Source organism: Streptomyces sp. NPDC002476 (genome assembly GCF_042889785.1).
Taxonomy (GTDB): domain Bacteria; phylum Actinomycetota; class Actinomycetes; order Streptomycetales; family Streptomycetaceae; genus Streptomyces.
Genome location: NZ_JBIARH010000026.1, coordinates 31,615 through 44,412, shown reverse-complemented (window position 1 = coordinate 44,412; position 12,798 = coordinate 31,615). Strand labels below are relative to the sequence as shown.

General features: G+C 68.9%; 4 protein-coding genes and 1 tRNA gene. 3 read left to right on the top strand and 2 right to left on the bottom strand.

Annotated elements, in window-relative coordinates:
- Positions 1-87 precede the first annotated feature (87 nt).
- Positions 88-163 (bottom strand) — tRNA-Arg (locus tag ACFYXM_RS25735).
- A 292-nt stretch (positions 164-455) separates the two neighbouring features.
- Between ACFYXM_RS25735 and ACFYXM_RS25730 the strand changes: the two genes are divergently transcribed.
- The 3 genes from ACFYXM_RS25730 (at position 456) to ACFYXM_RS25720 (ending at position 11,692) form a co-directional block, all read left to right on the top strand.
- Positions 456-1,865: a glycosyl hydrolase family 18 protein gene (locus ACFYXM_RS25730; RefSeq protein ID WP_389292722.1), complete on the top strand. Its 1,410-nt coding sequence runs from the start codon at positions 456-458 to the stop codon at positions 1,863-1,865.
- Positions 1,866-2,093: 228 nt separating this feature from the next.
- Positions 2,094-6,581 carry a BREX system serine/threonine kinase PglW gene (pglW, locus tag ACFYXM_RS25725; RefSeq protein WP_389292720.1) on the top strand — a complete coding sequence of 1,496 codons (4,488 nt, stop codon included), beginning with the start codon at positions 2,094-2,096 and terminating at the stop codon, positions 6,579-6,581.
- Between the two features lie 155 nt (positions 6,582-6,736).
- On the top strand, positions 6,737-11,692 hold the full coding sequence (locus tag ACFYXM_RS25720; protein ID WP_389292719.1) for a DUF3320 domain-containing protein: 4,956 nt from the start codon (positions 6,737-6,739) through the stop codon (positions 11,690-11,692).
- A 69-nt stretch (positions 11,693-11,761) separates the two neighbouring features.
- Here ACFYXM_RS25720 and ACFYXM_RS25715 read toward each other — a convergent pair whose 3' ends face one another.
- Positions 11,762-12,625: a hypothetical protein gene (locus ACFYXM_RS25715; protein WP_389292717.1), complete on the bottom strand. Its 864-nt coding sequence runs from the start codon at positions 12,623-12,625 to the stop codon at positions 11,762-11,764.
- Positions 12,626-12,798 lie beyond the last annotated feature (173 nt).

The window sequence follows — 12,798 nt, the reverse complement described above, 5'->3', positions numbered from 1 at the left end:
CCCGTCGGCACCCGGTCCGGAGGGGACGACCGGGGTCTCCGCCCGCTCGGGACGAACCGACGCCATCGACTCCGCTCCACGAAAAGGTGGCAAGGCCGGTCGGATTCGAACCGACGTCCTCCAGCTCGATGCTAGGGCGCGACGACCTCTGCGCTACAGCCTTGCCATGCGTGATCATAGCCACCGCCGAGCCGAATTCGCACATCTGTCCCATACTTGGCGCCGGCACCTGCTGAAGCGCGGGTCGCGTACGGGCCCGGTCGGCCGTCGGACCGCCACCTGTCGTCCGCTGTCGTCGCCCCCGTGCGGTGTCCGGCGCGCACCCCCAAATGGTCTGTACCTATTGACGATTTGGTCCAGACCTTTCAGTTTCCCCCGTGCTCCATGGCACCAGGTACGCCTCCGCTCCTCTTCAGGACCGCCTCACCGGTCCCTGCTCCAAGGGGGGGTGCACCATGTTCGAGCACCTGACCTCCAGAGGGAGGACGGCGACCGCCGCGGTCGCCGTCCTCGGACTCCTCCTCGCGCTGCTGTCGTTGCAGGCCGCCCCCGCGCACGCGGCGGGCAGGCTGACGGCCACCTTCACCTCCGCCGACAACGGCTCGTGGTGGAAGGGGACGTACGTCCTGCACAACGACACCGACACCGCCGTCACCGGCTGGAGTCTCGAATTCGACCTGCCGGCCGCCGTCACGATCGACACCTCGTACAACGGCACCGTCACCAGCCGGGGCAGCCACGTCACCGCGGGCAACGCCCACTACAACGGCACGGTCGCCGCGCACGGCACGACCGAGCCGTACAGCTTCTGGTTCGTGGCCAAGGGCCCGGTCTCCGCGCCGACCGGATGCCGGATCCACGGCGACAAGTGCGACGGGTCGCCGGACGTGCCCCCGGGCGCCCCCGGCGGGCTGAAGCAGACGGACGTCACCGCCCGCACCGCGTCGCTGTCCTGGACGGCTGCGGCGGCGGGCGACTTCCCCGTGGCGTCGTACGACGTCCTGGCAGGCGGCAAGGTGGTCGGCACCGCGACGGCGACGACCAGCACCACTGTCACCGGGCTCACCCCCGCCACCGCCTACTCCTTCACCGTCCGGGCCCGCGACACCCGCGGCAACACCTCCGCCGAGAGCGCCCCGCTGGCCGTCACCACCGTCGACCCGGCCACCGACACCTCCCCGCCGACGGCTCCGGGCTCGCTGCGCTCCACCGCGGCCGACTCCTCCTCCGTCACCCTGGCGTGGACCGCGTCGACCGACGACCAGCGGGTCGCCGCCTACGACGTCCACCGGGGCGGTGAACTCGCCGCCACCGTCTCCGGCACCACGACCACCGCGACCGTCGGCGGTCTCTCGCCCTCGACCTCGTACGGCCACCAGGCCAACCTCTACACCGACGAGCAGCACCCGTACGACTTCCACTTCAGTGCCGACGCCGCCATCGAGGCGTACACGGACGCGGGAGTCGAACCCCGCAAACTGACCCTCGGCATCCCCTTCTACGGGCGCGGCTGGCAGGGCGTCACGGACGGCGGGGTCGCGGGCGAATGGCAGTCCGCGAGTGGTGCGGCCCCCGGCCAGTTCGCGGAGGAGGCCGGAACGCGCGGCTACGCAAACCTCATCGGCGCCTACCCGACGATGACGGTCCATCGCGACGAGCAGTCGATCTCCACGTACGGCTACACCGGCAGCCAGTGGTGGTCCTTCGACGACGCCTGGTCCATCGGCAAGAAGACCGACTACGTGAAGTCCAAGGGGCTGCTGGGGATGATGATCTGGGAGATGTCGGGTGAAACGCCACAGGGCATCCTGATGAGCGCAGTGGATACCGGTCTGAAACAGGGCCTCTCCCGGCCGAAGCGGTAGGGACAGAAAGCCGGTCCGCCGGTTCGCGGAACCCCGCCGGGCCCCGCGAACCGGTCGTACGGCGATCCGGGACCAGACGCCCCTCAGCGCGCCCTGCGTCGAGGTCGGGCAGCGCTCGGCCGGAGCCGCGGCTCCCTCCGGTCCCGCCGCGAAGTCGCCGCCGGCCGGATGCCAAGCCGATGGGGGCAGGTGCGGCCGGTCAGGCCCGAGGTAAGGTCGGTCCGGACTGTGCGTTCGTTCACAGAGCGAGATGGATACCGCGGAGGTCGGACCGTGACGGCAGTAGGAACGCCTTCGGCCCCGAAGCCGCGCCCTCCGCGCAAGGAGCGCTGGTTTCAGTCGCGCCGTTCCACCTTTTCGTGGGAGCAGGAAGGGCTCGATCACGTCCGACAGCTGATGCCGGCTGCCGAGCCGTACCGTGCCTGGGCCACGTTCTCCTTCACCGCGGCGTCCGGCCGGACCAACGAGTGCGACCTCTTCATTGCCGTGCCCGGTGGTCTGTATCTCCTGGAGCTCAAGGGGCACCCCGGCCGAGTCATCAACCACGGCGACACCTGGCAGTTCCATGACGACCGCGTCCGCACGCTGAAGAACCCGCTGCACCTCACCGACCTGAAGTGCAAGGAACTCAAGGGCCAGCTGGAGCGGGCCGCACGGTCCATGGGCGTCGATCCGCGGCGGGTCCCGTTCATCAAGCCTGCAGTTTTTCTCCATGCACCCGGCCTGGTGAGCGGCCTCGACGAGTTCCAGCGGATCAATGTGTACGGCCGCAATGACGGTGCCGGCGGACTCGGCAGGATCTGGGACGACCTGCTCGGCAAGCCACCGGAGCGCGAGAGCTGGCGGGTCACTCCACAGTCCGCCCAGCTGCTGGAGCAGCTGATGCAGAAGATCGGCATCAGCAACTCCACCGCACACCTCCGGTACGGCGACGACTGGAAGCTGGAACCCGGTGTGCTGGACGCGGGCCCCGGCTGGGAGGACCGTCTGGCTGTTCGCGATGACGGGCTGGTCCAGGAGGGTGGGCGCGTCCGGATATACCTGGTCGAGCAGCTGGCCGGGGAGGCAGCCAAGCGAGCCGCGGATCGTGCGGCCCGCCGGGAGTACCAGGTGCTGCAGGGGATCACGCACCGTGGCATCGCGCAGGCTGTACAGATCCGTCAACACCAGGGCGGCCCGGCGATTCTCTTTCGCCACCGCCACACCGATCTCCGGCTCGACGCCTACTTGGACGCCTACGGCGGCAAGCTCACCCCGGAGATCAGGCTGGACCTGGTACGCCAGCTTGCCGAGGCGCTCCGCTATGCCCACAACCGCTCCCTTTACCACCGTGCGCTCGCCGCTCGGTCGGTTTATGTCTCGGCCGACGAGGACGGTTCCGATCCCGTGGTTCGGATCACGGACTGGCAGACGGCCGCCCGTGATTTCGACACCACTTCGATGCGCTCCATCGGCGATACTCCACTTGACGGCACCCTGATCGAAGACGCTTCGCAGGTCTTTCTGGCCCCGGAGACTGACCAGGAGTTCGCCGATCCGGTGGACCTGGACCTTTTCGGACTGGGATCGCTCGCGTATCTCCTGCTCACGGGGGAGCCCCCGGCAGACCGGCGCAGCGCGCTGATCGAGCGGTTGTCCGCGGAGGGTGGATTGCACCCCTACGCAGTGGCAGATGGGCTCTCCGACAGCCTCGACGACCTCGTCTACCGTGCCACGCGTGCGGAAGTCGTGGACCGGCTGCCTTCGACGGAGCGCTTCCTGGATCTGCTGAACGAGGCCGAACAGCAGATCACGGTTCCGGACCAGTCCGTGTCCGCCGAGACCGACCCTCTTACGGCGGTGCCCGGACAGTCGGTCGACGGGACCTGGATGGTCCGGCGGGTACTCGGAACGGGGGCCACGGCCCGCGCACTGCTGGTCGAGCGAGTGGTGGAAGAGACCGAAGGACCGGACGGCAGGGCGGTCGTCGAGGAACGCGTCTTCAAGGTTGCGCTCGACCAGGACAAGGACGTCCGGCTGTACGCGGAGGCCCAGGCACTCAAGGCGGTGGGCGGCGGCCGGATCGTCAGGCTCCTCGAAGAACCCCGCGAGATCGCCGGTCACACCGTCCTGGAACTCGAATACGCGGGGGAGTCCTCCCTCGGCGCACGGCTGCGCGGCGAAGGACGGCTCACCTACGACCAGTTGGAGCGGTACGGCAACGACCTCTTCATCGCGCTCGACCAACTGGCCGCCAAGGGCACCCGGCACCGCGACATCAAGCCGGACAACCTCGGCCTGCACAAGCGCAACGACGGTTCGTGGGAGCTGTTGCTCTTCGACTTCTCCCTGGCAGATGCCTCCGAGCGCGACATCACGGCGGGTACGCGCGGCTACCTCGACCCGTTCCTCGGCAGCACCCGTCGCTCGCTGTACGACGATCATGCCGAACGTTACGCGGCGGCTGTGACCTTGCACGAGATGGCGTCCGGGGAGCGCCCCGTCTGGGGGGACGGCCAAACCGATCCTCGGATGAGCGAGGATGTCGCACTGTTCGTCGCGGCCGAGCTGTTCGAGCCGGGACTTCGCGATGGTCTCACCGCATTCTTCCAGCGCGCTCTGCACCGGGATGTCGACCGTCGCTTCGACACCTTCAAGCAGATGGAGGACGCATGGCGGCAGATCTTCCGCACGGCGGACTCGGCGAAGCCGGCCACCACCCCTGCCACTGTCGGGGCTGTCGCCGCCAGCACGGAGGAAGCCCGTGAGACGGCCGCCGCTGCCGCCGAGCTGACCACCGCCCTGGAGGCGGCCGGACTCTCCCCACGCGCCGTCTCTGTCGCCAATGGTCTGCGCGCGGGTACCGTCGAGGAACTGCTCGATGTCCCCCCGCACACGATTGCCCGTGCCCGTGGTGCGGGAACGCTCGTACGCAGAGAGCTCAACCGGCGCCACAAGCAGTGGACGGCGATGCTGCGACGGCCGCCCGCGGAGCCCGCCTCTTCCGCAGCTGCCCCCATGCCGCCGTCACTGTCCGCCGATCCGCAGGCACAGGCGCAGCTCGTCGCCGCCGAACCCGTCGACTCGCTCGCCTCACGCCTCGCGCCCGGGCCGGCCCGCAAGGGCAATCTGCGCCCCGACATCATCCGTCTCACGCTTGGCCTTCCGCGCTCGGCCTCCGACGGTGGCGGACTCTCCCCACTTGGGGCATGGCCACCGCAGACGGCCATTGCCAAGCACCTGAGCAGCAGCCAGGCCACTGTCTCCCGCTATCATGTGGCCGCGATCGAGGAGTGGGCCGGCACCGACTGGATCTCGCAGATCCGAGACGAACTGGTGCAGATCCTGGCCCAGTCGGGCCGCGTGATGACGGTCCAGGAAGCGGCTGCCGAACTCCGTGTGCGGCACGGCGCAGGGGACGACACCCCAGAGCGCACACTGGCCAAGGCTCTGGCTGTCGTCCGCGCAGCCGCCGACGCCGAGGCGCTCCAGCGCGGCACGGAACGTGAGCCGCGCCTTGAGGTGCTGCGCCGCGGTTCCCGCGTCCTGCTGGCACTCGACTCGCTGCCGGGCACGGACGATCCCACCCCGCAGGAACTGGCCAACTACGCGGCAGCCCTCGGCACGGAGGCCGACCGGCTGGCCGATGAGGATCCGCTGCCCGGCCGGGCCACCGTCGTACGCACCCTGCGCGAGGTCGCCGCGCCCAGCGGGATGACTCCGCTCGCCGACACCCGCCTGGTCAGCCTCGCCGCCGTGGCCGCCCGGCATGCCTCCGCATCGCCACGGTTGGAGATCTACCCCAAGGCACTCGGGCTGGCCCGTGCCCTGCGCATCTCCCAGGCCGCTGCCGGAGTGCGCCGCGAAACAGGCATCTCGATCAGCGAACTCGTGGCACGCGTCAAGGCACGATTCCCATCGGTGCCGGTTCCTGATGCGCCCACGCACATCGAGATCGAGGACGCGCTCCAGGAAGCCGGCTTCCCGCTGGAGTACGACACCGTTCGCAGGCGCTTCTTCCCTCCAGCGGTCGAGGGAACACGTTGGTCGAGCTCCACCTTCACCCGTACCAGCGTGCTGGTCGCCGAGGCCCGGACGGCAGCGGCGGCCGGACGCGACCCGCAGGCCGTGCTGCGCACCAGGCTCACCACGTCTGCCGAGCGCGGAGGTTTCCTCGCACTGACCCTCAAGGGCGCCGACCTACCGGGTGCGGCGGCCGCGGTGGCAGCAGACTTCGGGGTCGTTCCGGTGGACTTCAACAAGGAGTTTCTCAGCATCTTCCGGGCGCTGGCCGACGAGTTGAACACCGACTGGTCCAAGGTGCTGCGCGCGGACTCGGCCTTCACCGGCAGCGGAGAGCTGAAGCCGGGTCTGCGCTCGTACGTCCAACGGGTCACCGGGCGGATGTCGGAGCGCCTCATCGGTATGGCGGAGGAGGCGGGCTCCAAGGCGGTGCTGTTCGTCCACAACGCCGGTCTCCTCGCCCGCTACTTCGACGGCGGCGGCCACGATCTGCTGGTGACCTTGCAACAGGCGGCCCGCCGCCCCGCGCAGAGCCCGCATGGTCTGTGGTGGCTGTGCCCGATGGAGGACCCGAAGCAGACGCCGTCACTGGACGGGCGCACGGTGGAAGTCGTCGACCGGGCGACCGAGTGGGCGGTGCTGGACTCGTTGTTCCTGAAGGGGCTCCGGGCAGGTGGCAATGCCAGGGCCGGAGAAGCCTCGCCCCGAGAGTGACCCTTTCGCTCCATTCATTCCATCCTCACAACAAATGCATATCGCATTGCCTATCTTCTGCGTGTCGGGCCATGTTGCCTGATAGGCAGATATTCCCAGGGGGGACCTGTGACTGTGGATACCCCTGTGCGCTCTGCTCAGGAGGTACTCGCCACATGCCCCATCAGCCCCAGACGGCGTCCGCCACTACGCGCGATCCGGGTCTCGATCGGCTGAAAGTCGTGCTCGAGGGGTGGCGCAACTCCCTCTTGGACATGGGCGGGCGCAATCGGCTGCTGAACTTTCGGCATACCAGGACGTCAACTCTGGAGATCATCTCACCCGATGCGAAGTTCCTGCTGTCGGAACTTGTCAGGGGCTGCGAGTTCGCACCGGTGGGAGAGGCTGCCGAGGAAGCCGACGACGAGAGTCATGAAGCGGTCGAGCGGCGGCCCAAACCCGGGCTGATCACTCAGAAGGCCACCCAGGCGACGTTGGACAGTGCCCTGTACCAACTGCGTCAGAAGTCCGGCCAGATGTTCAACGACTACGGTCTCTGGGTGCTGTGGCTGGGTATCGGCATGCTGGACTGGCGAGAGGACGGCGCTCACGAGGGCAGCTCCGCTCCGTTGCTGCTGGTTCCGGTGGAATTGCGCCGTGACAGCCATCGCCGGTACCGGCTCCACCTGGCCGACAATCAGGACCGGGCCCACAACCCGGCACTCGCTGTGAAGCTGGATCGGATGGGCGTCGACTGGTCCACGGTGACCAGCACCGACGTCACCGACTTGCCTGCTCTCTTCTCCGCTGCCCGCGCGGCCTCGGCCGGGCAGAAGGGCTGGTCCGTCGACGAGCGCGTCGTGCTCGGCCTGTTCGCCTCGCACCGCGAAGCGATGTACCAGGACCTGCAGCAGAACGAGGACCGGATCCTCGGACATCCGCTGGTCCGCGCCGTTGCCCTCGGTCCCGATGCGGGCCTGCCCGACGACCTCATCGGTTTCGAGCCCCCCGAGCTGGACCGCATCGACGACGTCCAGCTTCCCGAGAAGACCCCGCTGGTGCTGGACGCCGACGCCTCTCAGCGCCAGTGCATCGCCGCGGCACTCGACAACCGGTCCTTCGTGATGAGCGGCCCGCCCGGTACCGGCAAGAGCCAGACCATCACCAACATGATCGCCGCCCTCATGCACGCCGGTCGCAGTGTCCTGTTCGTCAGTGAGAAGGCTGCCGCGCTCGACGTCGTGCGCAACCGTCTGCGCGGCGTGGGCCTCGGCGACTTCGTCATGGCGCTCCACAGCGGCGATACCAGCAAGAAGGCGGTCGCCACCGAACTCGCCCGGGTGCTGACCACCGAAGCCCGGGTCACCGGAGCCGCCGAGCACGAACTGGAGCGGGCACGCCGCCTGCGCGAAGAGCTGTCCGCGTACGCCGCCGGGATGAACCAGAACAGGGAGCCCCTCCAGCGGACGCTCCACGACGTCCTCGGACGACTGGTCCAACTTGAGCAGGCGGATACGCCGCAGCTGCCACTGTCCGCCCAGAACGCGAAGACCGTCCGAACCCTGAGCGCAGGAGCCCTGCAGGAGATCGCCACAGCCGCCCAGACCATCAGCAGGGCCTGGCGCCCCGCTGCCGAGGGGGAGACTTTCCCATGGCGCGGGCTGGTCGGCACGGCTGCGCACCAAGTCGCCACCGAGGCATCCGACGCTCTCGACGCACTGCGGACCGCGACGGCTCGCCGCCCGTGCGCGGCGACAGTCGATGAACCCCGATCGGTTCGCGAACTCCAGCTGACCGTGCGTTCCGTGCGGACCGGCCTTCCGGAAGGCATCGGCTCACCTGATGCGTCGCTGCCGGACGATGTCTCCAGCCAGCTCGCGCAGCTCGCCGACCTCTTCGGCCTGCCGAAGAAGGAGCACGTCGATGCGGCCTTCGCCCTCTGCGAGCTCGCGGATCTGACCACTGCCGAACACCGCCCGCCACGAGGGTGGTTCGACGGTGGCACCCTGCGCCGAGCACACCAGGCTGCGCAGGAGCTGCGGCAGGCTCTCGACGCCGAGACCGAGGCGCGCACGGCCGCCGAGGACGTCTTCGGTGAGCAAGTCCCCGAGTCGGCGGACCTGCCGGACCTGGTGACCCGTTTTGCGGATCAGCACCGCGGACTGATGGCCCGGTTCTCGGCGCGGTACAAGGCCGACCGCGAGGCCGTCGCGGCACTCACCCACTCCGGAACCTGGGCGAAGTCGCTGGTCAAGCGTCTGGACCAGGCTCTGGCCTGGCACACGGCCGCAGCCGAGGTGGTACGCCTCGCAGCCGAGCACGCCACCCTCCTGGGGAGCTATGTCCCGCGCGACCAGGGAGCGATGGACGCGCTCGACAAGGCACTGGCGACCGCTGACCGCATCGCCGAACTGAGCCGTGATGCCGACGGAAGGGACCTGCTGGCCGGGCACCTGGCCGACGGTGTCGACACGGACCCCCTTCCGGGGCTGCTGGCCGACAATGTAAGACGATCACTCGGCGACTGGTGCGCGATTTCCACCCGTCGGGCCGAACGCTGGAACGCGTCCGTGACCGCGTTGCTCGGCCTCTTCGATGCCGCCCGGCAAGGTCAGCTTTCCCCGCTCCTGCTGGGCACCTTCGACCAGGCACAACAGGTCGTCGACGCGTTCCTCGCCGACCCGCACGGCCCCGAGGAGTGGCACGCGTACCGCGACGGCCTCGGCGTCCTCGCCCGGCACGGCGCCGACGGCCTCGTGGCGAGCACGGCCGAGCGGGCCCTCGACCCGCAGCAACTGCCGCACATCGTGGAGCAGGCGCTGCTCCGGTCCTGGGCCGATGGCATCCTCGCCACCGACGCGCGCCTGCGCACGACCCGTTCGGACGACCTGGACGCACGCGTTGCGGACTACCGGGAAGCCGACCGTCGCCTGATCGCTGCCGCAGGTGGTGCCGTGATCGAGGCATGCAACAAGCGCCGGCCCCGCCGCTTCGGCAGCGGGGGCGGCGCCGTCATCACCCGGGAGGCGGAGAAGAAGACCCGGCACATGCCCGTGCGTGAATTGCTCGGCCGGACGCGCGAGGTCGTGCAACCGATCAAGCCGTGCTTCATGATGAGTCCATTGACGGTCAGTCAATTCCTGCCGTCCGACTACCACTTCGACGTGGTCGTCTTCGACGAGGCGTCGCAGGTCCGGCCCAGCGACGCGATCAACTGCATCTACCGCGGACGTGCGCTCGTCGTCGCCGGTGACGACAAGCAGCTGCCGCCGACCTCGTTCTTCGATTCCGCCGGTGAGGACGAATCGGACGAGTACGAGGAGGACGTGCCCGATTCCTTCGAATCGCTGCTGCACGCCTGCAAGGCCGGGGCCATGCGGGAACTGCCTCTGCGCTGGCACTACCGCAGCCGCCACGAGAACCTGATCACCTTCAGTAACCGCTCGTTCTACCAGAACTCGATGGTGACCTTCCCCGGCGCCCTCGACGAGGGCAACGACGTCGGCGTCGCCTTCCTCAAGGCCGACGGCGTCTACGACCGAGGCGGGCGCCGAGACAACCGGGCCGAGGCGAGCTACGTCGCCGAACGAGTCATCCATCACTTCGACACCCGTCCCGGCAAGACCCTCGGTGTGGTGGCCCTTTCCCAGGCACAGGCGTCAGCCATCGACCAAGCCGTACAGCAGGCACGTCTCCTGCGCCCCGACCTCGAACACTGCTTCACCGAGGGCCGCCTCGACGGCTTCTTCGTGAAGAACCTCGAGTCGGTGCAGGGTGACGAACGCGACGTGATGATCATGTCGGTCGGTTACGGCCCGGACGAGCACGGCAAGCTCGGGCTGAACTTCGGTCCGATCAACAAGGGAGGCGGCTGGCGGCGCCTCAACGTCGCGGTCACCCGTGCCCGCTACCGCATGGAGGTCGTCGCCTCCTTCCACGGCACCGGCCTGGCCGACAGTACGAACGAGAGCGTCCAGCATCTCAAGCGCTACTTGGAGTACGCGGAGAACGGCCCCGCCGTCCTCGCCCGCGACGTCGTCCAGTCCGACGCGGAACCCGACAGCCCCTTCGAGGAGTCCGTACTGGCCGTGCTGCGCGACTGGGGATACCGGGTCCAGCCGCAGGTCGGCGTCGCCGGCTACCGCATCGACCTCGGCCTGCGCCACCCGGAGCTGCCGGGCGCGTACGCCCTCGGTATCGAGTGCGACGGGGCGATGTACCACTCCTCGAAGACGGCCCGGGACCGTGACCGGTTGCGCGAACAGGTGCTGAACGGTCTCGGCTGGCGGCTCTACCGGATCTGGGGCACCGACTGGTACCGGGGGAGGGCGGCCGCGGAGCTACGGCTGCGCGAGGCGGTCGAGCAGGCCATCGCCCAGGGCCCGCCGGCGGCGTCCGTCCAGGCGCCGAGTCCCTCGGCATCGACGGGTGCGGTATCCGGAGCCACGGCCTCCTCGGACAGTCCGGCAGATCAGCCCGGCGGGCGGGTACTCACCGCTCCCGTCGCTTTCGTACCCGCGCAGGCGAAAGCGCCGGCCGAGATCGAGTACGAGCGGGTACCTGTCGACACCGAGGTACAGCGTGAGTGGAGTGCTCCGTATCGTGCCTGCCGGATCACGGTCACCTCCGGCCATGACCTGCACACACCGGAGGCCAGGCCGGCGCTGAAGAAGGCACTGATGCAGATCATCGATTCCGAAGGCCCCATTCACGAGGATCTCCTCGTGCAGCGTGCCCGTGAAGCGTGGGGCGTGGGCCGTGCGGGGAATCGCATTCGGGACAACGTCCACGCCGTGGCGCAACAGCTGGTCCGCTCGGGAAGCTTTTCCTCGCAGGGTGCCTTCTACGAAGCGGCCGGTCGAGGCAGTCGCAAGGCCCGGCGGGCGGAGGACGGGGACGCGCCACGCAAGGTCACGTACATCGCCCCGGCCGAGCGGCAGCTGGCGCTGAGCGAGCTCGCGGCGGAGTGCCCCGGCATGACCCAGGACGAGTTGATCAAGCAGGCGTGCGAGTTCTTCGGATGGCGCAGGATGGGCGCGGACATCCGCACATGTCTGGAGGCGGACATCGCGGAGCTGTACAGGCAGCGCAGGCTTGAGGGCGGGCCGGAGCGCATCAACGCGTTGCGCTGACGACGGTCACCAAAGGACGGGGCGGGGCGCGGAGAGCCACGGCTCCCCGCGCCTGCTCGCATCGCTCCTTCACCGCGCATCGTCGAGTTCCGGATCGAGCAGCAGATAGCTGTGATGTTCGCGGCCCAGCGGCGAGCGGGCGGTGGTGACCAGGACCTTCGCACGAACCGTGTGATTGGCATAGGCGCTGAGTAGCGCGGTCACCTCACGGTCGGCGCGTACGGTGACGACTCCGCGGCGAGGGACCTCGATCTCCACGGTTCTGCGTACTTTGCTGCCGCCTACGACGGTGCCGGTGAGAATGCCGCTGTGGTGTGCGAAGTCCGCTGCGCCCAGCGTTTCCCGGCAGCGTTGCGCGCCGCTGCTGCTCGGACTCGACGACCGCAGGCCGGCATGGGGCGACTGCCAGGTGAACCTGACACCGGCGTCCGCGTCCGCCACCACCCCGGTCAGCTGTGCCAGGTGTCCCGCCGCCCGCCGCCCGAGCGGAAGGGCAGCAGCGAGGACGGCTTCCTCCGCACCGTCCCCTGATTCCGCTCGGTCGGTCAGGTCCAGGAGCGTCGACATGGCACGGTCCAGGAGGGACTCCACCGTGGCGACGTCCGGCAGCTCTTGTTGGGCCTCCGGTGGTGCTTCCTCCAGGACCATGCCGTAGGAAGAAGGGAACACGGCCGATGAGTACAGCTTTGTGGCGTGCTGGATCTCTCTGGGTACGGGGCCGGAGTCATGGGTCGGGCGCTGATCGTCCAGAGCGTGGGCGACCGAGGTGACGGCTGTCTGCAGAGCTGTGAGCCACCCACCGAGAACGGATGCCTCGATACGGTGATCCCGTACGGGCGGGCCGTCGAGCGCCAGACGGAGCGAACGGCGCGCCGGGCCCTGCCGCCCCCGGTCCGTGCCGGACTGCTGCCCGTGTACAAGGGCGTTTCGCATACGCCGGCTCCACACCAGCTCCTTCTCCACGGTCCTCCCAGGACAGGGGAAAGCGCCCTGGAGGCAATGTGTCCGTTGCCTGGAGGAGGGTGGCAGGGGCGGGGGCATGGGGCTCCTTCGAGGTGATCGTGCGAGCACGATGGGTCAGGATGCGGCACCTCGTGGGCCCTTTG

Coding starts and splice junctions, on each gene's coding strand:
- ACFYXM_RS25730 (WP_389292722.1), top strand. CDS start 456: ATGTTCGAGCACCTGACCTCCAGAGGGAGGACGGCGACCGCCGCGGTC.
- ACFYXM_RS25720 (WP_389292719.1), top strand. CDS start 6,737: ATGCCCCATCAGCCCCAGACGGCGTCCGCCACTACGCGCGATCCGGGT.
- ACFYXM_RS25715 (WP_389292717.1), bottom strand. CDS start 12,625: ATGCGAAACGCCCTTGTACACGGGCAGCAGTCCGGCACGGACCGGGGG.